At 59.4% G+C, this 23,533-nt stretch carries 24 protein-coding genes; 10 read left to right on the forward strand and 14 right to left on the reverse strand.

Going from position 1 to position 23,533, the window contains the following annotated elements; genetic code table 11:
* Window positions 1-5 precede the first annotated feature (5 nt).
* The 7 genes from EQG66_RS14040 to copC all read right to left on the reverse strand — a co-directional run bounded on the left by EQG66_RS14040 (window position 6) and on the right by copC (window position 7,036).
* On the reverse strand, window positions 6-2,351 hold the full coding sequence (locus EQG66_RS14040; protein WP_129405182.1) for a heavy metal translocating P-type ATPase: 2,346 nt from the start codon (window positions 2,349-2,351) through the stop codon (window positions 6-8).
* 394 nt (window positions 2,352-2,745) lie between these two features.
* Entirely contained in the window at window positions 2,746-3,045 is a 300-nt protein-coding gene (locus EQG66_RS14045; protein WP_129405183.1) for a hypothetical protein, read from the reverse strand.
* Window positions 3,046-3,323: 278 nt separating this feature from the next.
* On the reverse strand, window positions 3,324-4,013 hold the full coding sequence (locus EQG66_RS14050; protein WP_129405184.1) for a class I SAM-dependent methyltransferase: 690 nt from the start codon (window positions 4,011-4,013) through the stop codon (window positions 3,324-3,326).
* Window positions 4,010-4,897 (reverse strand): sterol desaturase family protein, encoded by an 888-nt coding sequence (locus tag EQG66_RS14055; RefSeq protein WP_129405185.1) that lies wholly within the window; start codon window positions 4,895-4,897, stop codon window positions 4,010-4,012. The genes EQG66_RS14050 and EQG66_RS14055 overlap by 4 nt, the downstream gene beginning before the upstream one ends.
* A gap of 79 nt (window positions 4,898-4,976) precedes the next feature.
* Window positions 4,977-5,702: a helix-turn-helix domain-containing protein gene (locus EQG66_RS14060; protein WP_164975697.1), complete on the reverse strand. Its 726-nt coding sequence runs from the start codon at window positions 5,700-5,702 to the stop codon at window positions 4,977-4,979.
* Window positions 5,699-6,625 carry a copper homeostasis membrane protein CopD gene (gene copD, locus EQG66_RS14065; RefSeq protein ID WP_129405187.1) on the reverse strand — a complete coding sequence of 309 codons (927 nt, stop codon included), beginning with the start codon at window positions 6,623-6,625 and terminating at the stop codon, window positions 5,699-5,701. Before copD ends, EQG66_RS14060 begins: the two co-directional genes overlap by 4 nt.
* Before the next feature lie 21 nt (window positions 6,626-6,646).
* Entirely contained in the window at window positions 6,647-7,036 is a 390-nt protein-coding gene (copC, locus tag EQG66_RS14070) for a copper homeostasis periplasmic binding protein CopC (RefSeq protein WP_129405188.1), read from the reverse strand.
* 118 nt (window positions 7,037-7,154) lie between these two features.
* Here copC and EQG66_RS14075 point away from each other — a divergent pair, with 118 nt between their 5' ends.
* The 5 genes from EQG66_RS14075 (at window position 7,155) to EQG66_RS14095 (ending at window position 11,776) form a co-directional block, all read left to right on the forward strand.
* A complete protein-coding gene (locus EQG66_RS14075) occupies window positions 7,155-7,436 on the forward strand; it encodes a hypothetical protein (protein ID WP_129405189.1) in 282 nt (93 codons plus the stop codon).
* Window position 7,437: 1 nt separating this feature from the next.
* A complete protein-coding gene (locus EQG66_RS14080; protein ID WP_129405190.1) occupies window positions 7,438-7,875 on the forward strand; it encodes a periplasmic heavy metal sensor in 438 nt (145 codons plus the stop codon).
* Window positions 7,872-8,453 carry an RNA polymerase sigma factor gene (locus EQG66_RS14085; RefSeq protein ID WP_129405191.1) on the forward strand — a complete coding sequence of 194 codons (582 nt, stop codon included), beginning with the start codon at window positions 7,872-7,874 and terminating at the stop codon, window positions 8,451-8,453. The genes EQG66_RS14080 and EQG66_RS14085 overlap by 4 nt, the downstream gene beginning before the upstream one ends.
* Window positions 8,454-8,741: 288 nt before the next feature.
* Window positions 8,742-10,580, forward strand: a complete 1,839-nt coding sequence (locus EQG66_RS14090; RefSeq protein ID WP_129405201.1) for a copper resistance system multicopper oxidase — start codon at window positions 8,742-8,744, stop codon at window positions 10,578-10,580.
* A complete protein-coding gene (locus tag EQG66_RS14095) occupies window positions 10,577-11,776 on the forward strand; it encodes a copper resistance protein B (RefSeq protein ID WP_129405192.1) in 1,200 nt (399 codons plus the stop codon). The genes EQG66_RS14090 and EQG66_RS14095 overlap by 4 nt, the downstream gene beginning before the upstream one ends.
* A 122-nt stretch (window positions 11,777-11,898) precedes the next feature.
* On the opposite strand, the gene EQG66_RS15375 is transcribed toward EQG66_RS14095, so the two are convergent.
* A complete protein-coding gene (locus tag EQG66_RS15375; protein ID WP_164975695.1) occupies window positions 11,899-12,417 on the reverse strand; it encodes a hypothetical protein in 519 nt (172 codons plus the stop codon).
* Here EQG66_RS15375 and EQG66_RS14100 point away from each other — a divergent pair.
* From EQG66_RS14100 to EQG66_RS14110, 3 genes are all read left to right on the forward strand, one after another.
* Window positions 12,311-13,030, forward strand: a complete 720-nt coding sequence (locus tag EQG66_RS14100; RefSeq protein ID WP_129405193.1) for a PepSY domain-containing protein — start codon at window positions 12,311-12,313, stop codon at window positions 13,028-13,030. The genes EQG66_RS15375 and EQG66_RS14100 overlap by 107 nt on opposite strands.
* Before the next feature lie 352 nt (window positions 13,031-13,382).
* Complete coding sequence (locus tag EQG66_RS14105) at window positions 13,383-13,586, forward strand: hypothetical protein (protein WP_129405194.1); 204 nt, start codon at window positions 13,383-13,385, stop codon at window positions 13,584-13,586.
* A gap of 59 nt (window positions 13,587-13,645) precedes the next feature.
* On the forward strand, window positions 13,646-14,074 hold the full coding sequence (locus EQG66_RS14110; protein ID WP_245988112.1) for a DUF411 domain-containing protein: 429 nt from the start codon (window positions 13,646-13,648) through the stop codon (window positions 14,072-14,074).
* Between the two features lie 13 nt (window positions 14,075-14,087).
* Here EQG66_RS14110 and gnd read toward each other — a convergent pair whose 3' ends face one another.
* The 5 genes from gnd to EQG66_RS14135 form a co-directional block, all read right to left on the reverse strand.
* Complete coding sequence (gene gnd / locus EQG66_RS14115; RefSeq protein WP_129405195.1) at window positions 14,088-15,059, reverse strand: phosphogluconate dehydrogenase (NAD(+)-dependent, decarboxylating); 972 nt, start codon at window positions 15,057-15,059, stop codon at window positions 14,088-14,090.
* Window positions 15,060-15,071: 12 nt separating this feature from the next.
* Entirely contained in the window at window positions 15,072-15,989 is a 918-nt protein-coding gene (locus EQG66_RS14120) for a ribose-phosphate diphosphokinase (protein WP_129405196.1), read from the reverse strand.
* Complete coding sequence (locus EQG66_RS14125) at window positions 15,986-17,536, reverse strand: thymidine phosphorylase family protein (protein WP_129405203.1); 1,551 nt, start codon at window positions 17,534-17,536, stop codon at window positions 15,986-15,988. Before EQG66_RS14125 ends, EQG66_RS14120 begins: the two co-directional genes overlap by 4 nt.
* A 117-nt stretch (window positions 17,537-17,653) precedes the next feature.
* Window positions 17,654-18,007, reverse strand: coding sequence for a DUF1622 domain-containing protein (locus tag EQG66_RS14130; RefSeq protein ID WP_245988113.1), 354 nt, complete (start codon window positions 18,005-18,007; stop codon window positions 17,654-17,656).
* A gap of 60 nt (window positions 18,008-18,067) precedes the next feature.
* Entirely contained in the window at window positions 18,068-21,025 is a 2,958-nt protein-coding gene (locus EQG66_RS14135; protein WP_008829513.1) for a Tn3 family transposase, read from the reverse strand.
* Window positions 21,026-21,164: 139 nt separating this feature from the next.
* On the opposite strand from EQG66_RS14135, the gene EQG66_RS14140 reads away from it, so the two are divergent.
* Window positions 21,165-21,716 (forward strand): recombinase family protein, encoded by a 552-nt coding sequence (locus tag EQG66_RS14140; RefSeq protein WP_004213210.1) that lies wholly within the window; start codon window positions 21,165-21,167, stop codon window positions 21,714-21,716.
* Entirely contained in the window at window positions 21,713-22,498 is a 786-nt protein-coding gene (locus EQG66_RS14145) for an SDR family NAD(P)-dependent oxidoreductase (RefSeq protein ID WP_004213209.1), read from the forward strand. Before EQG66_RS14140 ends, EQG66_RS14145 begins: the two co-directional genes overlap by 4 nt.
* Window positions 22,499-22,686: 188 nt before the next feature.
* Here EQG66_RS14145 and EQG66_RS14150 read toward each other — a convergent pair whose 3' ends face one another.
* Window positions 22,687-23,421: a cytochrome c3 family protein gene (locus EQG66_RS14150; RefSeq protein ID WP_245988114.1), complete on the reverse strand. Its 735-nt coding sequence runs from the start codon at window positions 23,419-23,421 to the stop codon at window positions 22,687-22,689.
* Window positions 23,422-23,533: the final 112 nt, after the last annotated feature.

The raw sequence follows: 23,533 nt of genomic DNA on the forward strand, positions 1-23,533 counted from the left end.
AACATTCAGATCTCGACGCGTTTCAGCCGCAGCGCATTGCCGATCACGCTGACCGACGACAGCGCCATGGCGGCTGCAGCGATAATAGGGGACAGGAGCAGGCCAAAGACCGGATAGAGCACCCCAGCGGCAATCGGGATGCCTGCAACATTATAGGCGAATGCAAAAAACAGATTCTGTCGAATGTTGCGCATCGTCGCTCTGCTAAGATGCCTAGCGCGCACGATTCCGGTCAGATCGCCCTTCAGGAGGGTCACGCCGGCGCTTTCAATCGCGACGTCGGTGCCGGACCCCATGGCCACGCCCACATCGGCCGTTGCCAGCGCTGGCGCATCGTTGACGCCGTCGCCGGCCATCGCGACGATCCGGCCTTCAGAACGCAATCTCTGCACGACAGCGCTTTTCTGGTCGGGCATGACATCCGCCTCGATGTCGGCAATGCCAAGACGGCGTCCGATTGCTTCGGCTGTGATCCGGTTGTCGCCGGTCAGCATGATGACGTGGACGCCCGCGCGCGCCAGATCCTTTAGCGCCTGCGGGGTCGTCGCTTTGACAGGATCCGCAATGGCAATGACGCCGGCGATGCCGCCATCAATTCCAACAAATATCGCCGTTGCGCCGTCGGCGCGCATTGCGTCGGCGCGGGTACCTAGTACTCCGGTCGGTACGCCGAGCTCCTCGAAGAATCCGGCTTTGCCGACCAAGACGGCGCTGCCGTCGACCATGCCGCTTATGCCCTTGCCAACCGGCTGGTCGACATTGAGGGGCTCACTCAAGGCCAGTCCCTTGTCCAGAGCGGCCTTGACCACGGCCTTTGCGAGCGGATGTTCGCTCATGCGCTCAAGACTGGCCGCAATCCGCAGCAATTCATCTTCTGTGTGACCGTCGGTAATTTCGATGCCGACAACGGCGGGTTTGCCCTCGGTAAGCGTGCCCGTTTTGTCGACGACGAGCGTGTCGACTTTTTCCATCCGTTCGAGGGCTTCGGCATTTTTGATCAAGATGCCGGCCTGCGCGCCCCGTCCGACGCCGACCATGATCGACATTGGTGTGGCGAGCCCCAATGCGCAGGGGCAGGCAATGATCAGGACCGCGACCGCGGCGATCAGACCATAACCCATCGCTGGCGGCGGACCAAATAGCGACCAGATAACGAAGGCGGCGATCGCAACAAGAATCACCGCTGGAACAAACCAGGCGGCAACGGTGTCAGCGAGCCGCTGGATCGGAGCCCGACTTCGCTGGGCATCGGCAACCATCTGGACAATGCGCGCCAGCATCGTGTCGCGCCCGATCTTCTCGGCGGCCATCAGCAATGCTCCCGACTGGTTGATCGTACCTCCGATCAACGCTGCTCCTAAAGCTTTTGCGACAGGCATCGACTCGCCGGTAACCATCGATTCATCGACGCTGCCATGTCCCTCAAGGACGATTCCGTCGACCGGGACTTTTTCGCCAGGGCGGACCCGAAGTGTATCGCCGACCTGGATTTCCGCAAGAGCAACCTCTTCGTCGGTCCCATCAGCGCGGACTCGACGGGCCAGCTTCGGAGACAGATCAAGCAATGCCCGGATGGCACCGCTTGTTGTTTCACGGGCGCGCAGTTCGAGCACCTGGCCCAGAAGGACGAGAACGGTAATGACAGCCGCCGCCTCGAAATAAACAGCAACCGATCCATCGGCGGCGCGAAAGGCAGCAGGGAAGATTTGCGGCGCCGATACCGCAACCATGCTGTAAGTCCATGCAACGCCGGTCCCCATGGCAATCAGGGTGAACATGTTGAGGCTTCGCGTCTTAAGCGAATTCCAGGCGCGCTCGAAAAATGGCCAGCCCGCCCAAAGAACCACGGGTGTCGCTAGGGCCATCTGGATCAGATTGCCCGTCTGGCGCTCGAGCCATTGGTGCAGACCCGTCAGGTGACCTCCCATCTCAAGACCGAGCACGGGTAGAGTAAGGATGAGACCGATCCAGAATCGTCGCAGCATGTCGCGATATTCTTCGCTTGGGCCGGTATCGGCCGTCGGCATCAAGGGCTCAAGAGCCATGCCGCAAATGGGGCAGCTCCCTGGTCCGGATTTCTGGATCTCGGGGTGCATCGGGCAGGTCCAGATCGCACCGTCCTGGAAGTCGCTGGGTAGGGACGTGTCGCTGTTCAGATAGTGCCCGGGATCGGCGTTAAATTTGCTCAAACAACCAGAGCTGCAGAAATAATGAAATTTTTCCGCATGCGCCGCGACATGTTGGGTGATGGCAGGGTCGACGTCCATGCCGCAGACGGGATCCTTGACGCGTTGCCCACTACGCTCTTTATTGTGCTGATGGCCGTACTGGGTCGCTGCAGGGATCGTCATAGCGCGCGGCCCGCATCAATGGAACACAATTCTCGCCGCGCGGGGGGCTGGGTCAATCGCTGGGCAGGGCGACTGACAGATTTTGGGCTGGGACCCAAACGCCCTAGGCTGGTGGTGCAAATGGGGGGGCGAGATGACATGAATTTTCTCCATCTTCTTTTCCCGCCCCCACAGCCCGCAGACGGGGCGACCCGACGGGCAAGCCGAGCGAGGGGGGAGGTCGCTGGCCTTTACTCTAAATACGCACCGCAGCACGTTATCCCTCATGGTCAGGGCAGCAGTTTTTCAAACCGCCGCAAACCGGGCAGACTTCGAGGTTCGCGAAGTCGGAAATTCCCGTTGAAGATGACAGTACCGCTCTTGGCATGCGCGCCTTTCACAGCTCCAAAAGCTGTCAGGAATTGCCCTTGGTTAGGTTCCAAAACAGGGCGAGGAGCGTCCCACCGAGCGCACCGGAAAGTACTGCTGAAACGACCCCGAAACCAAGCGTTACCAATGATGTCGGATCGCCGGGGGTGAAGAGTGAAATCAACATATGCGTCGATGGGAACAGGTTCAGCGCCCCCGCCAACCAGCAAAGAACAAAGAAGGTTGTTGTGGACAATGCGCCAGTCAGCGCCGCGCGGCTTATTGCCAGTCTAGATTGGGAAATGGCTGATGTTTTGGTTGCTATTTGTGCTTGGGCGTCCGTCATGGTATTTTCCTTTCAAATCCTATCTTTAGATGCGTTGTCGCAGCTTGGGCGTTGAGGTTTAGCTTTGGACCAAGGTCTAGGGTCAAGCCAAATTGTTGGCGGGTGAGCCAGCCCGGCTGTGCCTATCGAAGCCCCATCAAAAATCGACAACATCGCAAGCAAAAGTGGTTTTGGGGCGGGGTGCGCTCTTTGTGGTCCGGCTTCACTCCCGCCCCATGCCTTTCTTCGGTGCGACCCGAAGGGCAAGGAGTCATGCGGATATAGGACGCATCCGCGGTTCATTCTGTGTGCTGTCCGGCTTTTATGCCCTTGAGGATGGAGATTGAGCCCGTGACGGTGTTGAATTGCGCCGGTTCTTCGATTTCCGCAAAACCGGCTTGCACCATCAGCGGAACGAGCACCCCATCCGCATTGGGCTGTGTATCGGAAACGCCGTCAAGCCGTTGGATGGTTGAACTGAAAAGCGTGCGCATCAGCCATGAACGTTGCTCGCCATAGTCGGCGATGAAGAGCATGCCATCCGCGTCTAGGGTCGAATGGATTTCCTGAAGAAGGCGCAATTTTTCGTCAAGCGGAACTTGATGGAGGACAAGGCACAAGGTGGCTTTTGTCGGCTTGGGCCAGCCCGATACGGCGTCTTTCGAGAAATGAGCAACTTTGAAGACCGGAGAAGTACCTGCGCGTACAGCCTTGGCTTGTGCAATGTCGATTGCCGCCTCGTCCGGGTCGATGCCGTAATAGCGCATAGCAGGATTTTGCCTCGCAAGAAGCGTGGCGAGGCTGCCAGTGCCCGCACCAATATCAAGAATAACATCGTCGTCTTGCGGTGAAAGGAGTTCGACAAGCCTGTTGCGCCAGAGCGCCTCGCGTGTGGTCAGCGCGACGCCAAGATCGTAAAGCGGCGTCAGCAAATGGTGGCCTGCAGCGGGCGTATAGGTTGCCCCCGGATTGTTTTCATATTGGCTCATTCCGTCAGTCCGGTTGCGGCCTTCGCGGTCGTCGAAGTGACCGGGGTCGTGGGCCGAAAGGGTTCGAGCAACTGCGCGAAATAGGCTGTCGGATAATCGGATCGACCATCGATCCCGACTGCACCTGCCCGGACATTGTCGCTGCTCCGAAATTGCGCTGTCCCCAACAGGACATCCCAGACCGTGAGGAACAGGCCGAAATTGACATCACCTTCGGTCTCCGAGGCACGATGGTGGTGGCGATGGACTGGTGCTACCGCCCAGAGATAGGCGAGGGGCCCCACGCGCATGTCGACATTCGAATGCTGGAGCTGCAGCTGGATCGCGACCGCAAATGCTCCGACCAGAGCGACATCTTGTGGAATGCCCATCAAGAGCCATGGCAAGGTTCCAACCGAAATCTCGATCAGCTGGTGGACGGGATGTTTGAGCAGTCCGTTGAACCCGTATAGTCGGCGAACCGAATGATGGACGGCATGAAAGCGCCAGAGCAGAGGCACCCTGTGGCTGGCAAAATGGGCAGAGCTGATACCGGCGTCCAAAAGAACGATTGCGAGCAGCACTTCGGCCCAGAAAGGCAGGCTCGTCGGCCAAATCGAGCGCCATGGAACCAAGCTTGCGAAAAAGGGCAGTAGAAGCACCAATAGGATAATTGATCCCTCGTTGACCAAGCCATGCGCTACGTCACGCGAGGCGTCACCATGGCTGCGGTTCCAAGCGGGCTCGAATGGCGCAATGCGCTCGGCTATGAGCGACGCGGTGATGGCTACAAGCAACAATGCGACAAGCATAAGTGGGGACGCACCGCTCGATACAAGCAGGGCGGCTCCGCCGACAAAGCCAAGAAAATAGAAGGGGGCATAAATGATGCGAAACAGCGACATCCAGGGACTCCGGCAGAATATAGGCGATATCAATGGCCTTTTTTCTCTCTCCCGGTCTTGAACGATTCGCTGGTAAAGCTCAGTCGCTCACCGAAATGTCGAGTCCGTTCAGCCCAGAGGCCGGTGTAACTCCGAACCATTCGACAAGCCGGCGGGTAAAATGTGCTTGGTCGGAGAAGCCCCCGGTAGCGGCCGCATCTGCCAGATTGCGCGATTGACGAAGCGCATCGATCGCGCGTTGCAGCTGTAGCCATTGCAGCAATTTTGAAGGAGGCACGCCGAAGTCACGAACTGCAATCTCGCGTACTCGTGCTGGCGATAGTCCGATCATCCCGGCAAGCGCGGTCGTGCTGGTGTCAGCATCGCTTTCGGCAAGACCGGCGCGCAATCTTCTGTCGATGATGCGCGAGCCGACAAGACCGAGAAAGTCGGCTATCCACTGTCTTGCTTGCTTACCATCCTGTATCGCAAGCAGCGCTGACGCATCGTCTCGGTTGAGGCGAGTGCAGACAGTCTGAGCGGCTAGGCTATTTCTTCCCCGAAACATCGGATCCACATAGATTGTCCGGACCGCGATCCCGGCTGGGGCGAGACAATGTAATGTCCCAGCCGGAATGAGCAATGCGTCGCCTTGCCTTAGCCGTAATGGGCTTGATCCACCGATTTCGCACTCATCATCCAGCGCAAGACTGATTTGGTGGGCGACATGGCGGTGCGCGCGGTTGTCGCCAATCCGTGCATCGAGCCAGGCCCAGCCCATACCAAGGGTCATTGCCCCCGACCAGGGCGAGCCTTTGCCGTTCACGACATCGCCGCGCTTGCTGTCGGTTCGAGCGTGCCAAGCCATGCGACCGCGCCCAGAACTAAAATGCCCGCCGCTGCTTCAAGCAAAAGGCTGGCTCGCAGCGCTGCAACGGCCTTCGCTATATCGCCGTCGGACAGCGCTATAGCAAGACCAGGCGTCAGCCGCCAACGGTTTTGGGCCGCCAGAAGCATCATCATTCCAACCAGCAGCAGCTTCACAATCAGCAACCAGCCATAGGTGCTATCGAAAAGGGCCGTGATGTTGGAGATGCCGACCAGGATCTGACCATTGATCAGGCCCGTCACGACAATCACCGCCACAGAAATCGTTCCGATTCGGGCAAAGCTGTCGAGCGCCCGATGTGCAACATTCGGGCGGTCTCCCCAAAGTCCGTCATCTGGCGCCCGCAACATTTTGAGAAAAGCGGCAATGCCGCCGAGCCAGATGGCGGCGGCAATCATGTGCAACATGTCGCTCACTTTGTGGATGCCGCCGACCATGCCCTCGGTCGCCCCAGCATGTCCGGTCCACACCAGCGTCGCAAGCGCCGCCGTACTTGTTCCAAGAATGGCGACCAGCCGAGCTTCGTCGGAGCGCTTGATTAGGATCGCGGCGAACAGACATGCAATGAGCGCAACTACGCGCACGACCCAAGCTGCACCAATTGGCGTTTCGACAATGATCGAGCGGCTTGTTTGCCAATCGACTTCGGCAATCGAACTGCCCATCATCGCGGCAACAAGCGCGAGAAAGCCAAGCAGCGACAATAGAATTGCCGCAACCGCCCAGAAAATGAGCACTCTTCGGGTCGCCAATATGGCCCCGTCGCATCGCTCACCCTTGCGAAGGGCGTACAGCGGAAACGCGGCGAAACCTACAAGCAGCATCAGGCTCAGATACAATCCGAGCCTGATCGCGATCATTCCCCAATCGGTGTCCACGTCTTATTTAACCGTGAAGCTGAATTCGCTGCCCATCCGGTGCGTGTCCGCTCCGGCCGCTGACCATGAAACTTTATATGTCCCCGGAACGAGCGCTTTTTTGGGCATCAGCATCATCGATTTGCCGTCTTTGCCCATCATCGAGGTGAAGGCGATTTTCATGGGTGGGTGGTCCTTCATTCCCGGCATACCGGTCATGACCAGCTCAGCTTTAACCGTCGCTGCCATTAGTTTTTCATTGAACATAAGGGTAATCGACTTTGCCTTGTCCTTCGAAACCGTGGCATTGGCCGCGGGTGTCGACGACAGGAGTTTCGCGTGCGCGAGTGCCGCACCCGGTGCTGCAACCATGGCTAGCGCGGCAAGAATAAGGGGCATAAGTGTCTTTTGCATGAAAATTCTCCAAAAAATTGTGCGTCATGATAGATACGCATGCAATGGTGCCACCCCTCATATGACCCGAGGTTGAGGGGTTTTAGTCGCAAGCGCGTATATTAAGGGAGATGCCAACTTGGATGAGGACGTAATGGACAACTTATTGATGCAGATGAAGCGTAGTCCGCAAGCTGGCATGCTTGATGGACTGGACGACCGGGTGATGACAGCGCTTGCTATGCGACAACGCGAAACGCGCGAATCACGGAAGTTCATTGCCTTGGCTGCCGTCGTGTCGCTTGGCGGAGGCGCCTTTGCCGGGATCGCCATGGGTGAACCTGCGGTTGCCGTGCAGCCTTTGTCACCCTTTGCTCCGGCCGCTATGTTGTCGCCTTCGTCCTTGTTGGACGCGCGCTGATATGCGTTCGCGGCAGTTGCTGCTTCTGGCGCTCGTGGCTTTTGTGTCGGCTGCTTGCGGTGTCTTTGTCGGACGGGCTGTTGCTGATCGTCCTCGCGCAACCGAAACCGAGCTTCATGCTTTACTCCACGACGACCTGAAACTGACGAGCCAACAGCAGGTAAAACTAGACCAGGAGGAGGCGCGGTTTGCGGTCCGCCGCAAGGCTCTTGAACTCGAGATGCGCGCGGCCAATGCGCGGCTGGCAGAGGCGATTGACGAAGAACATGGATATGGGCCTAAGGTCACGGCTGCGATCGACAACAGCCACATCATGATGGGTGAACTACAAAAGGAGACGCTGGAACATCTGTTTGCCATGCGTGCAATCCTGAATCCCGAGCAAGCAAAGATGTTCGACAGAACTGTGGTCAAAGCCCTGACCGCCGATGCGCGGTGACGCTGGAACTATCGCAATGTGACGACCGGGAACTGGCAAGCCTGGCGGTTGCAGGTCAGCAACAGGCATTCAAGGAGCTGGTGGGACGCCATAAAGGTGCCGTTTTCCGCCTGATCCGGAATAATGTTGGCGACACCGATGAAGCACTCGAGCTCGTTCAGGAGAGTTTCGTCTCGGCTTTCTCGGCGATCAATCGCTATGATCCGGCACGCCCGTTCCAGGTCTGGATCTCACGCATTGCTCTCAACAAGTGTCGCGATTGGTCCCGAAGGCGTGCAGTGCGGTCCTTTTTCTGGCTGGCCAAGCCGATCGAAGCCGATGACATATTGGAGAGCGATGCACCAGGGCCGGACCGCGAAGCCGAGAGCAGATCCGAACTCAAGCTCGTTCAAAAGGCAATGATGGACATGCCAACACCGCTTCGCGAAGTCCTAACGCTCCGCACGATCGAAGAGCTCAGCCAGGCCGAAACTGCCGCCATTTTGGGGATCAGTGAAAAGGCGGTCGAAACAAGGCTATATCGTGCTCGAACAAGGTTAAAAGAAGTGCTGGGCGAGGCTGAACAGTTGCTTGGGTAATTTCCCCGCGAGAAGAATGGGATGCGCGATTATATCATGGCTGTCGATGTGAAGCCGGTACACTCTTCATGTCCCGGGCGCGAGAAAGGCAGGCTTCTTAGCGTTCCGCCGGTGAATCGCATAATTGGTGTAACGGAATAGGCCTGCGCCGATAGGAAGGCTGCTGTGGCATGGCTGCCTGAGCCTTCGGGTTTCTAGTTTATTTCGACCAGAAGAAGAAGTCGAGGCAAGGGGTGTACCGCTGGGCTGCGTATGGAGTTAGGTAAGGCATTTGCTCATGGAGCCAATATGAACATCAATCGACGACATTTTGTAAGCGGAACGATGGGAAGCGGCGCTGCTCTGGCGCTGGCTGGCTGGATGCCCGCTTGGGCACAACCTGTATCCTCAGGCATTATTGCTCCCCTTCCTACAGTGTCGGGCACCGATATCAGTTTGCGCATTGCGCGCCAGACAATGCGCGTCGATGGCAAGGTCAGTCGGGCTATTGGCATTAACGGGACGGTTCCAGCACCTTTGATCAGGCTTCGCGAAGGGCAGAATGTCCGGCTTTCGGTGACGAACGATCTCGATGAAGACTCCTCAATTCATTGGCACGGTCTGATACTGCCTTTCCATATGGACGGGGTGCCGGGCGTCAGTTTTCCTGGCATCAAGCCGCGTTCGACCTTCGTTTATGAATTCCCGGTGGTTCAATCCGGTACCTATTGGTATCACAGTCATTCAGGGCTTCAGGAGCAACTTGGCCATTATGGCCCCATCGTCATCGATCCAAAAGGAACCGATCCAATCGGCTATGACCGTGAGCATGTTGTCGTGCTCTCCGATCACAGCGAGATCTCACCGGAGGCCATCTTTCGCAAGTTGAAGGTCAATCCAGGCCATTTCAACATGCAGCGTCAGACATTGGGCGGATTGCTTGCCGGTAAGGATCAGCCTCTTAAGGATCGGCTGGAGTGGGGTGCGATGCGCATGGACCCAACCGATGTCGCCGATGTCAATGGATCGACCTATAATTTCCTTGTGAACGGCTATGGTCCCAAAGACAATTGGACGGCGCTTTTTGAACCCGGCGAGCGGGTGCGCCTTCGCATCATCAATGCGGCAGCGATGACGATCTTCAACGTTCGCATCCCCGGGTTGCGTATGACGATCGTGCAAGCGGACGGATTGAACGTCCGTCCCGTCGAGGTCGACGAGTTCCAGATGGGCGTTGCTGAAACCTATGATGTGATTGTTACGCCGACCGACGACCGCGCCTATACGCTGGTGGCCGAAGCAAATGACCGTTCGGGATTGGGCCGCGCAACACTCGCGCCGCGTGCCGGGATGGCGGCAGAAGTTCCCGCCTTGCGGGAGCGGCCGCTGGCAACCATGAAAGACATGGGCATGGGGGACATGGACATGTCCGGAGGCGGTGCGATGGAAGGGATGGACCCGACGTCCGTAGGTGCAGCACCCGTGCCAGATTGTTCGCCCGAACATGCCAAAATGGGTCATTGCACCCCTGCCGATGCGGCGGCAGCGCCAGTTGATCATAGTGCGATGGGGCATGGTGCCGCGGGCATGAGCCATAGCATGCGCGATTTCAGCGTTGCCCCGCAGGTCAAGCGCGATCCAAGCGTGCAGACAATTTCGCCTATGCCGGTGGATCGTATGGGCGAGCCTGGACAGGGCCTCGAAAATGCCGGTCACAAGGTGCTCACCTATCATGACCTCGTCGCGCTCGACAAAAACCCTGACGTGCGCGCCCCCGAACGCTCGCTCGACATACACCTTACGGGCAATATGGAGCGCTTCATGTGGTCGTTCGACGGCATCAAGATGTCGGACTATCACGAACCCATTCCCTTCCTCGAGGGTGAGCGGGTTCGCGTCAATCTCATCAACGATTCTATGATGAGCCATCCCATCCACCTGCATGGGCATTTTTTCGAACTGGTCACGGGCAAAGGGGACTATGCCCCGAGGAAGCATACTGTGCTCGTTCAACCGGGCGGCAAGGCAAGCTTTGATTTTACCGCCGATGCGCTTGGCGACTGGGCCTTCCACTGCCATCTTCTCTACCATATGCATGCAGGGATGATGCGCGTTGTCAGTGTGCGCCCGCGGGGAGAAGCAGCATGAGCTTGACCCGTATCATGTTGGTCGCGACCGCGGCACTGGCCTTCACCATGCCCTTGCAGGCCCAATCGATGCAAGGCATGGATCATTCCTCAATGCCTGCGGCCAAACCCAAAAAGCCGGACGCAAAGCCAAAGCAGCCCGTGGCGCAAAAGCCTGCCGCACAGCCGGCCTCCGATCCTATGCAAAAAATGGATCATCGTAGTATGCCGGAAATGGCCGCGCCAATGGAGGGGCAAAGTACCACATCCGACTGTCCGCCCGAGCACGCCAAAATGGGGCATTGCACCCCGGCTGATGAAGGCATGTCTGGTATGACGATGCCAGGTTCGCCCATGGCTGAGCCTGCGGTCGATCCCGATTGTCCGCCCGAACACGCACAGATGGGCCATTGCACGCCCAAATCAATGCCAAAACTGTCTTCGGCAGCGGGTGCTGCGAGCGGCACGGATCTGGAACCCGGCGATGCACCGGCCCCGGCGCCGCCATCTGACTGGTATGCTGATCGCATCTTCCCCGGCGAGGAGATGGCGAAATCGCGCGAGGAGATGATGAAGGAAAGCGGGGGCTCGACCTTCCGTTATCTCTCTTTCGATCTGGCTGAGTTTGTCGTCCACAAAGGCAAGGAGAGTTATCGCTGGGACGGCGAGGCGTGGTTCGGCGGTGACATCAACCGCTTTGTGTTCAAATATGAAGGTGAAGGAGAATTTGGCGGACCGCTCGACGATCTGGAACTCTTCGGGCTCTATTCGCGTGCGATATCACCCTATTGGAATTTGCAGGCCGGTGTCCGCTACGATGTCAAACCCGATCCGTCGCGGACTTACGCGGTTATTGGCGTCGAAGGCCTGGCACCCTACTGGTTTGAGATCACAGCAGCGGCCTTTGTTTCGAACAAGGGCGAAGTCCGGGGCCGCATTGAAGGCTATTACGACCAACGCATCACGCAGAAGCTGATATTTCAGCCGCGGTTCGAAGCAAATCTGTCCGCACAAACCATTCGCGAACTTGGCGTTGGTGCCGGTCTCAACAATCTCGAATTGGGCGCGCGCCTTCGCTACGAAATCAAAAAAGAGTTCGCACCCTATATCGGTTTTGAGTGGGTCCGCCAATTTGGCGAATCGGCGCGTTTCACCAGAGCGAGCGGCGGGCAGGTATCCGATCCGCACTTCGTAATGGGTGTGCGGGTCTGGTTTTGAAGCGCCCCGGCGTCATGTGGCGATCCTTGCGATGGTTGGGATGCGAATTGTCTGGGCAAGGGATGCCGCGAAATGGAAGGAATAGGGAAATGAGACGGCCAACAGCGATTTTCGGAGCCGCCTTATTGTCCGGTGTACTTGCTGCTTGCGGCACTCAAGAGGCTCATGACAAAAATACACCGGAGGTAAACACGCAGGTCAATACGGAGGCTGTGCCTGCCAAAGATCCCGTGCCCCAACCCGCAGCGGCGGACAAAAAGGCCGTCGCTCCAGACGACGGCGTTCCGGCGGTAGTTCCCGCGCGCCGCGCCGAGACGGTGACCGTGCGAGACAAAGCGAAGCCGGCCAAACCTGCTGCCAAGACAGAAACCGGCCCCAAAACTCCCGCGGCCCGCGAAACCGCGGCGCCTGCCGAACGAACCCCTGATCCGCATGCCGGACATGATATGAAAGGCACGCAACCTTGAATGAAATAGACCATCACGACCGCCGAACCATGAACCATCGTCCCCTTCGTTCGTCGCTCCGCAGCTGATGGCACTCAGGACGCGCTTCCATCTCGCCGCGAGCCGCATCCACAAATGGCTGGCGTTAGTTATCGGCGCGCAGCTGCTGATCTGGTTCGCCAGCGGCGCAATCATGAGCTTCCTGCCGATCGACAAGGTGCGCGGTGAACATCTTGTTGACCGCGAGACTATCGTTGCAATTCCTGGCGGCGCCGTTTTTGCCGATCCGCAGCGGATCGTGGCCCAAGCCGGTGCACCCGTCGAGGCAATGACCTGGCGCATGCTCGATGGTCGACCTATTGCCGAGGTGGCAACCAAGCGAGGTATCAAGCTCTTTGATGCCGTGACCGGCAGGCCCGTTCCTCCAGTTGATTCAAAACTCGCAACGCGGATTGCCGAAGCAGCCTGGAAATCCGCGAAAAAACCCAAGGCAGAGGCAAGCCTGATCAAGCAGGAAAGCCCCGAATATCGAGCTGCGCTTCCTGCTTGGCGGATCGCGTTCGCCGACCCCGACAATACCAGCATATTCGTTGCCGCTGACACTGGCAGGATCACTGCCGTGCGTACCGGCACATGGCGGCTCTATGACTTCTTCTGGAGCCTTCACATCATGGACTGGAAGAATCATGAGAACTTCAACTCATGGTGGCTGCTCGCTTTCGCGGTCGGCGGACTGCTGCTTGGATTGGCGGGCACGGCCTTGCTCGTGATGCGCTGGCCTTTCAGGCGGAAGAAACGCACCGCATGAAGCTTTTGAGCGTCATTTTGCTTGCCTTGGCCATCCTGCTACGCGCCGACCCCTCATGCGCGGCGACGGCGGCAAGTTCGACAATTTCGACAAGCTTCAGCTGCGATGATATGGCCAAGGATGTAGTGCCCGGAGACCAGCACGAACCGACGGCCGAGGCGAGGCTCTGCCACGCTTGCGCCTTTCCAGTCGCGGGACTTGGCCCGCAGACCGTGCTCCGGAATTGGGCCGAGCTGCCGCACACACTAGGAGTGGTGCAGCCATCTGCTGGCCATGTTCCCGAGCCGCCGGTACCGCCGCCGCGCGCCGCCCACGCAAGACCAGGAATCAACATTTTAATTGGAGTGAGATCATGAAAATCAAATATCTTATCGGCGCGTTTGCGCTCAGCATGTCCAGTGCTGCCTTTGCCACCGAACCGGCACCCGCGCCCAAGAAGGAGTGCTGTTGCTGCAAGAAGGACGAGCAGGGCAAGATGGCCTGCTGCAAGGACAAGGCTGAAAAAGCCGAAGATAATCACAAAGGCCACGACATGGGCGGTATGGATCACAAGTGAACAACCTTGGCGGGAGGCTGGTGACAGCCTCCCGCATTCCGAATTAAAAGGAGTTTTTCATGCGAAAGCTATTTTTGGCCTTAGCCCTTGTTGCGACGCCGGCGTTCGCCGCGTCCGAAATGGTTATGCACCGCGACCCCGGCTGCGGTTGCTGTATGAAGTGGGCAGCTCAGGTCAAAGCGGCGCTTGGCCGATCGGTCAAGGTGGTCGATAATGTAAATCGGGCTGCACTTCAGAAGAGGCTCGGCATAACCTCGTCGCTGCAATCGTGCCACACGGCGTTCATCGACGGGATTGCTTTTGAAGGTCATGTTCCGATCGCTGACATCAAGCGCGTTCTCGCGGCAAAGCCCAAGGGCGTGAGCGGTCTCGCTGTCGGCGGAATGCCACTGGGATCGCCCGGAATGGAAGTGCCGGGGCAAAAACCCCAATCCTATATCGTCTATTCTTTCGGATCGGCAGGTCAAAAGATTTACGCCCGGCACTGATTGGGTTTGCGCCTCAGTTTGGGCTGGGGGGCTCTTTATGCCCCCCAAAACCCATGCGCATGGCAGAGAGCAGCTGATTGCCGAACCTGGCGTCTGTTCGGGATTCGAACCGGGCGAATAGGGCAGCTGCGAGAGAGGGTGCCGGAATGCGATTTTCGATCGCTTCGTGCAGCATCCAGCGACCCTCACCTGAATCCTCGATCCTTCCCGAAAAGGCCGAAAGCTGCGGATCATTGAGCAGAGCTTCAGCGGCAAGATCGACCAGCCATGAGGAAATGACGCTCGAACGGCGCCAGGCTTCCGCAATTTCATCGAGTTTCAGCTCAAATTTCTCGTTCGCCAGCCTGGACGGTGCAGCCGCCGCTGCCAGAAATTCGAAACCTTCGGCGATCGACTGCATCATGCCATATTCAATGCCGTTGTGGACCATCTTCACGAAATGGCCCGACCCGCAAGGACCGGTTCTGACGAATCCCGGACGATTGCCATGCGGTTCCTTGCCATTGGGTGCAAGCTCTGCCGGGGCCAGACTGGCGAAAATCGGATCAACTAAGTCGGCCGCTTCAGCTGGCCCTCCCACCATCAGGCAGAAGCCGCGGTCCAGCCCATGTACCCCGCCTGAGGTTCCGACATCAAGAAATGCGATTCCGCGCTTCTCAAGCATGGCGGCACGTCTGGCTGCGTCCTTCCAATAGGAGTTGCCGCCATCGATCAGCACATCGCCTGGGGAAAGCAATTCGGACAGGGCAACAAGCGCCTCATCGGTAGGCTCGCCAGCCGGGAGCATGAGCCAGATGCAACGCGGCGCTTCCAACTGGCTGACAAGGTGGGCGAGCGAAGTCGCTCCTTGAGCACCCGCTTGGACAAGCAAGTCGATTGGCCCCGGGCTTCGATTGTAAACATGAAGTCGATGACCATTTCTGAGCAGCCGAAGCGCGATAGCCTGGCCCATCCGACCCAATCCATAGATTCCAAAGCTCGCCATCTCTCTATCCCTTCATTCAATTGGTTTGCGCGCCGGTTCGGTACCCAGGCGCATCTCTTCGACCGCCTTGGCGAGGACATCGCCCAAGGCAATCGCATTGGTGTCATGCGCGACCGTGTCGGTGCTGAGGATCTGGACCGATCGATCATCGAAGACATCCTCGACCTTGCAATCAAACAGCGCATGGACGACAATGCAGCAGCTGGTTTCGAAGCCCGCATGGTTGAGTGCGCGCACAGCTTCCACAAGCGTTTGGCCCGACGAGCCGATATCATCGACAATGACGGGTCGGCGGTGCGCGAAGGGTTCGATGTCTGGCAGGGTGACGCTGACCCTGCGATCTCCGGTACGGGATTTGCTCAAGACGAAGTGCGGGGCACCAATTTGCTGGGCGACACTGCTCACCCATTGTTCGCTCTCAATGTCCGGACCGACGATCACAGGGTCAGTGACGTTCGCCTTTATCCAGCGCGCGATCGACGGGGCGGATTGGACGACCCGGGAGCGAATCGAATAGATCGCATCGAGCGACGCATAGCGGTGAAGGTGGGGGTCGACGGTGACGAACCAGTCGAACGCGTTCGACAGCAGACGCGCAAATGTCCGCGCACTGATCGCCTCGCCTGATCTGAAGCGCCGGTCCTGACGCATATAGGCCAGATAGGGCGCAACCAGAGCCACTTCGCTCGCCCCCAGGTCCCGGGCCGCATCGGCGGCCAGCAGCAGCGGCATGACGAGTTCGTTGGGCCGCGCGAGCGTGCACAGCAGGATGACCGGGCGTTTAGCGACTCCGCAGGCAAAGCGCAGATAGGTTTCGCCGTCAGGAAACTGGTGCATCTCCAGCATACCAATTTCGGCATCGATGGCGCCGGCAATGCCGGCAGCGAGGTGCTCGTTTCCCGGTAGCGGGATGAGAATGGGCGAGTTCATGGCTCTTCGATTCCGAATATTGCGCCAGCTCCGGCATAGAATTGCATGGCATAGTCAAGCTCGCCGCGGCTTTCTGCGTGAACGGTGCACAGCGCGGAGCCGGCTTCAACTGCGTCTCCGAGCCGGTAGTGTAGTTCGACGCCTGCCGCCTTCGCCGCCGGTGCACCGGCGAGCTTGGCGAGCTGGGCCAGGCGGCGGTTATCGATGGAGCCCAGCGTTCCGGCATGCGGGGCAAGCACTACCTGCCTATGGCTCGGCACCGGCGGCTCGCGCAATCCGCCCTGTGCCGCGCAAATTGCCTGGAATTTGGCCCAGGCTCGCCCGCTTTCGAGAACATCTCGGGCGAGCATCGCTCCGCTGCCTTGGGGCGCGAACTCGGCGAGCTCAAGCAGCGCACCGGCCAGGTCGCATGCGCGAGTGGCAAGGTCGGCGGGCGGGTCGCGCTGCTGCAACACCGCCAACACATCTCGGGCTTCGAGCGCTGGCCCAATGCCGCCGCCAATGGGCTGGTCTCCGCGGCCCAGAAGGATACGGATCTTGACACCGAATGCGGCGGCAACCGCCTCGAGCCAATAGCTCAATTCATCAGCGGCCTGGGCGGTCCTGACCTTTGCCGTCGGACCGACCGGCATATCGATGACCAGGTGCGTGGCACCTGCCGCAATTTTCTTTGATAGCACAGATGCGACCAGCTGGCCTGAGGAATCGAGGTCAAGAATGCGTTCGACCCCGATGATGATATCATCGGCTGGACTGAGGTCGACGGCTCCCCCCCAGACCAGGCAGCCGTTCTGCCGCGCAACCACGTCGCGGATTTGTTCGATGTCGAGATCGACCGGTGCAAGCGTTTCCATCGTGTCGGCGGTGCCGGCCGGAGAGGTAATGGCCCGCGACGACGTTTTCGGCATGACCAAACCCAAGGCGGCGACGATAGAGACAATGATCGGTGTTGTCCGATTTCCGGGTAGTCCGCCGACGCTGTGCTTGTCGACGATAACCGGCTGATGCCAGGTCAGCATCTTGCCCGCGCCGATCATCGCCTGCGTGAGCGCGATCATTTCATCGAGGTCGAGGGGAAAGGCCGAACAGGCGGTCACGAACGAGGCGAGATGGACATCGCTGTACCTCCCGGCGACAAGGTCAGACATGATACTTGTAAAGTCGGCTTGGGCGAGTCGGTTGCCGTAGATGCGCTTGCGCAAGGCGCTGAGCGACGGCACCGGCTGCGGATGTCGAACATTGACAGGCTCACCGCCGCTGAGACCGAGCCTGGTCCAGGCTTCATCGGAAAGTCCGATCTCGCCCTCGGCCACCAGATCGTTTGTCGATCGCATCAATCGGGCAACGATCTGGCGATCACCTGCTTCGACAAGAATCGTAGTGCGCGCCGTCAATCCCTCGGCCCGGCATATGGCGCAGTCTTCGGGCATCACCGCAATCGGCTCGGCCGACCCCGCAATCAGCCCCAATTTCCGAGCTTTGAGGCCATGTCCGGTTGGACCATGGGGAATGGCACCGGTCTGGCCCGGCTCCGCTTGTCGGCTCATTGGCAACCCTCGTCGGGATGAGCGGGAGTGTGGCAATGCGGGGCCTGCGCGCAAAGGCTTTGGACATGGCGGGCAGTGGCGCGAGCAAGCCGATTTTCGCCTGGAGCCGGGCGATCGCTATCCCTCATCCCGGCCTCCTGGTTGATTGTTCTTCGCGCGATTGTTGGGGCGTGCAACGGGTTGGGCCCGTGCCGCTATGGCTGTTTCCTGCCAAGGCCAATGGCCGTTGATCTCAACCCCGAGCGAAACGCTCAAAAATGTTCGGACGAGAATAAGGCCGGCAAGGACAAGAAGATCATCGAGGCTGGGATTGATGACGAGCGACTTTAATATGTCGCCAGCCACCAGAAACTCGAGACCAAGCAGAATGCTGCGGCCCAAAACGGCTCGGACAGGCTGGTAAGCGGCCTGAATGCCGCAGGCGCGCACGCGCGACACGAACAGGAAAATGGCGGCAACAGCGCCTGCCAATATGGGGTGACTACACGAAAGTGACGTATCTGCACGGAAAGGGCGAACGGATAGCGAACGTCACGCGGCAAGTAGGGAGTTGACGGCGCGCAGCGGTCGCAAGGCGTCCGGATCGGGTTGATCTTCAACATTCCAGCTATAGTCACCGGTCAGCGAGATATGCTCCCAGCCCAATGGCGCGATGTGGCGTGCGATTTCGTCGGCTGTGCCGATGTCCGCCAGCGCCATTTCGAGATAGCGAGTGTTCCACAAGATGATGGCGGCGACGAGCAGGTTGAGGCCGGAGGCGCGATAGGTCTGGTTCTCGAACCGACGATCGCGCAGTTCGCCGAGCTGGTTGAAGAAGAGCGCGCGGGCGAGCGCGTTGCGGGCTTCGCCTTTGTTGAGGCCCGCCTGGGTGCGCCGGCGCAGGTCGATGTCGCGCAGCCAGTCGAGCATGAAAATGGAGCGTTCGAGGCGGCCCAGCTCGCGTAGTGCGAGGGCCAGTCCGTTCTGTCGCGGATAGGCGGACAAGCGGCGCAGCATTGCCGAAGCAGTGACGGTGCCGGTGCGGATCGACGTGGCGAACCGCAGCAGTTCGTCCCAATGCGCCGCGACATGACCCAATGCGATCGGTTCGGCCGTCATGCCGGGAAGCAAGGGGCCGGATTCTTGGCCGGGAAGGAGGTGTAAACGACGCTCCTTGATGTCGCGCAGGCGCGGCGCGAAGCGGTAGCCGAAGAAGGGCATGAGGCCGAACACATGGTCCGATGCCCCGCCCGTATCGGTGTAGTGCTCCTCGATCGTCAGGCCGGTCTGGTGATACAGCAAGCCATCCAGCACATAGGGCGCTTCGCCAGCGGTCGCCGCGATCACCCGACTTGCGAAGGGGTCATATCGATCCGAGACATGGGTGTAGAAGGCAACGCCTGGTTCGTTGCCGCTGCGCGCGTTGATGTCGCCGATCGCGGCCCCACGGCCCCCGGCATGAAATTGCTGTCCGTCGCTCGACGAAGTGGTGCCGTCTCCCCACAGCGCGGCGAGCGGCATGGCGCGATGGGCGTCGATCAGCCTTCCCAACGCTTCGCCATAGGCGGCTTCGCTGATGTGCCAGTCGTGAAGATGGGCGAGCTGACGCAGACTTGCGCCCCGGCAGGTTTCCGCCATGCGTGTGAGGCCGAGATTGATGCCATCGGCGAGGATGACCGTGAGCAGCGCATTGCGATCGTCGGCTTCCCGGCCCGAACGACGATGGATGAAGCATTCGCTGAACCCGGTCCAGGCATCGACCTCCAGCAGAAGATCGGTGATCTTCACGCGCGGCAGTCGATCATAGGCGGCGCGACGGGCAATCTCGGTGGCGGGCGGTGTTGCCGCCTTCAGCGGCGAGATGATGAGACCGTTTTCGTCAAGCTTAACCTGGGGCAGCTCCCCTTGCCGTGCAAGGACCGTTACCTGCTCGATCGCCGTGTCGAGCCTGGTGCGCCGTTCCTCGATATGGCGCTCGAAATCCGTTTCGATGGCGAGCGGCAACGGCCCCTTCTCGCGCAGCGCCGCAAAGGTCGCCGGCGGTATGAGATAGCTGTCGAAATCGCGAAACTGCCGGCTTCCCGCGACCCATATATCCCCGGCTCGCAACCGCTCGCGTAGTTGCGACAAGGCGCATAGTTCATAAGCGGCACGATCAACGATGCCATCCCGCAGGACGAACGGGCGCCATGCGGGCGGCACAAAGCGTAGCGGCACGCGATCAGGCAAGCGCCGTTTGCCGGTCCGATATAGCTCCGCGATGATGGCCAGCGCTGACAGGAGCCCCTGAACCGCGCCGGCGCCGCGAAACTCGAAGGCGTTGAGAAAAGCGCCGACAAAGAGCTTCACCGTCCGATGCCGCTCGATCAATTCGGCGGTGCGATCGACGGTTTCCGGTCGCCCGAGCACTTCGGCCTGCTCGACGGCCACGGCGAAGTGCTGCCAGTCCAGCGCCTCGATCTGCGCCAGAGAATCCACGCCCTTGCTGCGCGCGTCGATGAGGAGGCGGCAAGACCCCGTGAGCGTCCGGAGGTGGCCTTGCAACTCGCGCACCGTCTTGAGGGCTTTGTCGCGGGTCCGGTTCTCGGCGCGGCGCGCCATGCTGCCCAACAGCTTGTCGAACATCGTCAGGGTGGCGTCGGTCAGGCTTTCCTCAAGCCGGATGCCGGTTGCCGCCAGCGTCGCATGGCGGCGCAGGGCATTGAGTTCGCCAAGGTGCTGGGGTGTGATGCGGCTGCCTTCGTCCGCCAGCCTGTCAAAAGTCAAAGCCGGGATCATGTCGGCACGGGCGCGATCGAGGCCCAGCGCGCGGATATAGGCGAGCCGTTCGATCAGGCGCAGGATGTTGCGCGCTGCCGGCGATTGTGGCGCATTGCGCATCCAGGATAGCCATGTCGCGACCTGCCCCGGTCGTCGGGCCAGCAAATCGTCCAGGCCCTGAAGGGTGTCAGGCAGCAGGCCATTCGTGAGCACTTCATAGGTAAGCTGTTCGGCTTGCTGGCGCGCCCGCCGCAGCACCGCTTCGAGAATCGACGGAGAAGGCAGGAGGATCTGCAGGCGCCGGAGTTCATCGACGATGACGTCTGCCATCTGGCCGGGGTGTATGATGGTCTGCGCGATTGGGACCGAGAAGGCGACAACTTCACGGAAAGCGTTGCGGTCAAAAATCCTGAACCCGTGCGATCGTCGGATTTCGACGAGATGCTCGCGACGGGTCTGGTCCCGATGGGCATAATCCGCGAAGGCTGCCGGCGCGACGCCGAGTTGCTGCGCCACATAGGCGAGCACAGGAGCGGGCGGGACTTCGCCCGCTTCCAGCGCACGGCCAGGCCATCTCATATATAGCATGAGCATCGCATAGCCGAGCCGGGTGGCATCGCCGCGACGGCGGCCGACAATTTCCAGGTCGTCGCTGGTCAGCGTATAATGACGCGCGATCTCGCGCTCATCGAGCGGCGCGCCATAATGCCTCGCCCAGATTTCCAGGCTCACCAGTCGCCGTCTCGCCAAGCATCATCTCCTTCGCTTTGCGTGTCCGTCAGACGGTCCTCTGGCGGCCAACAGGAATATGTCCGTTAACTCTGGACCTGTAACGGCGATTCGGACAAGATCGCATAATGACGGGAAAACGGACAGGATCGGGCATCATGTGGCGCTGATCGGCTATGCGCGCGTCTCGACCGCAGACCAGAAGCTGTCGCTCCAGCTTGACGCGCTGAACACTGCCGGGTGCGACCGTATATTCGACGATCACGCATCCGGGGCAAAAGCCGATCGGCCTGGCCTAACCGAAGCGCTCGCCTATTTGCGCCCCGGCGACACGCTGGTGGTCTGGAAACTCGACCGCCTCGGCCGCTCGATGAGCCACCTGATCGAGAAGGTCGGCGAGCTTGCGGCGCGCGGCATCGGGTTCCGCTCACTCACCGAGAATATCGACACCACCACTTCGGGCGGCATGCTGGTGTTCAACATCTTCGGCTCGCTGGCCCAATTCGAGCGTGACCTGATCCGTGAACGCACTCATGCCGGCCTCAAGGCCGCACGCGAGCGGGGCAACAAGGGTGGTCGCCGGCCTGTCGTTACCCCCGACAAACTACGTAAAGCGCGGGCGCATATCGCAGCGGGCCTCACTGTTCGTGAGGCGGCGGCCCGGCTCAAGATCGGCAAAACCGCCCTATACAAGGCTCTGGAAAACGCGTGAAACCGCTGGCGATCAAGAACTCGTGGGTGCTGGTCACAGGGGCTTCGACCGGTTTGGGCAGAGCGTCCGCCCTCCGCTTGGCGGCATCGTACCAGGCCAAGCCCCTGATTGTTGGACGAAGGCTCGACAACTTGCGGGAGCTACAGACCGAAATTGACGAGCGGTTCAATGTGCCGTGCGAGATTATAGTGGCTGATCAACGTGAAATCGAGGGCAGGGAGAAAATCGCGGCTAAGGTTGCAGAATTGCAAGTAACAGCCGCTTTGTTGGTTGCCGGAATGACGAGCGTTGGTTCATTTGATGCAGGCCGTGCCGACACTTATGCCGAGGTAATTGAAACAAACATACTCGGTTTCACGGATTTGCTGGCTCGCCTGATTGCGATTTTCAGGGAGCAGCCGTTTGAATCCTCAGTAATCGCCGTGTCGAGCCTGGCGGGCGAAACATCCGTGCCCTTCCAAGCGGTCTACGGCGCGTCGAAAGCCTATGTGAGCACCCTCATGCGAGCGCTTTCCGTGGAGCTTGCCGGGACGGGAGTGAGTGTTGGGTCTTTTGCACCCGGTGGAATCGACACAGACATGGCTGCCCTCAGCGATTTGAAGTGGGGGAGGTTGGGTTTGATGGACGTTGACCGGTGCGCGGCCCATGCAGTCCACGCTCTGGTTTATCGGCAATCCTTCGCCATACCGGGGATGGGCAACCAGCTCACATATTTGGCGAGCAGGGTTCTACCTCGATCGTTGGTCAATCGGATTGCCGCCCTCCCATATCGGCGCCCGTAGGGCGGCACCACATAAAAGGGGCAGGAAAGCCTGCGAATAGCATCTGCTGGCATCGTACCGGATTTGTTCGCCCTTAGCGTGCAGATACGTCACTTTCGTGTAGTCACCCCAATATCGTCAGCGTCCCGGCAAGTTCGAGAGACAGCACCGCGAAACGGACGAGCGTGTCGAGCGCGGCGTTTGCAGGCTCAATGATGGTCATACCATCCGACCTTGCGAATATTGTTCCAGCTGTCGGTGGTATGACAGGCGACGCATTGATTGACGGAAGCGCGCTCTTTGGCCACGCGTTGCGACACCATTTCAAAGTGCATCATCAAGTGACTTGGCGGTGCCTTGTGACATTCGGCGCATTGCCGTGAATTGACCGACGGGTGACGAAATTCGGCAATTTTCCAGTCCGTCAGCGTGTGACAGCTCTTGCAGTCCTTGCCGAATAGGCCCTGATGCGGATCGCGCGCCGCGTGACAGCTTGCGCACGATAGAGCATTGCTGGTCTTGGATGGAGTGCTCATCGGACGTGCATCCGCTGTTACGGTCGGGCCTTGCCAGAGCTTGGGGTCGAGCAACGCCAAATGATCCATGCGTGTGAGGCTCGCGCCGCCGTCATGTTCGACATGGCAGGTTGTGCATTGCTTCGCGTTGGCGTGAAACCGGGTCGATGCCTTGGTGCCAAAGTCCGTTCCGACATGGCAGGCAATGCATTTGACCGGCTCGGCCCCCTTGTGCGGGGTATGGCAGGTTTCGCAATCCGCCTTCAAGGAAGCATGTTGGAAGGACAGCGGGCCAGGATCGACCAGTGCTGTCCAGCCCTTGACGGCACTGCTCCCGCCACCATGGGTCATGAGCGGCACAACGATGACCAGCAACACCAGGGCCAGTGCATAGACGGCGTAGAGGAGCCGCATGCTGTTGATTTTCATTGAGAGTTGACCCGGTGTTTTCACTGAGAAGTGACCCGTCTTGTGATTATGTTTCGATTAATTCCTGTGGGTCAAGATAGTGCTTTCTCCTTTTTGGGTTTTGCCTGCTGGG

The organism is Sphingobium fluviale, from assembly GCF_004122115.1.
GTDB lineage: Bacteria > Pseudomonadota > Alphaproteobacteria > Sphingomonadales > Sphingomonadaceae > Sphingobium > Sphingobium fluviale.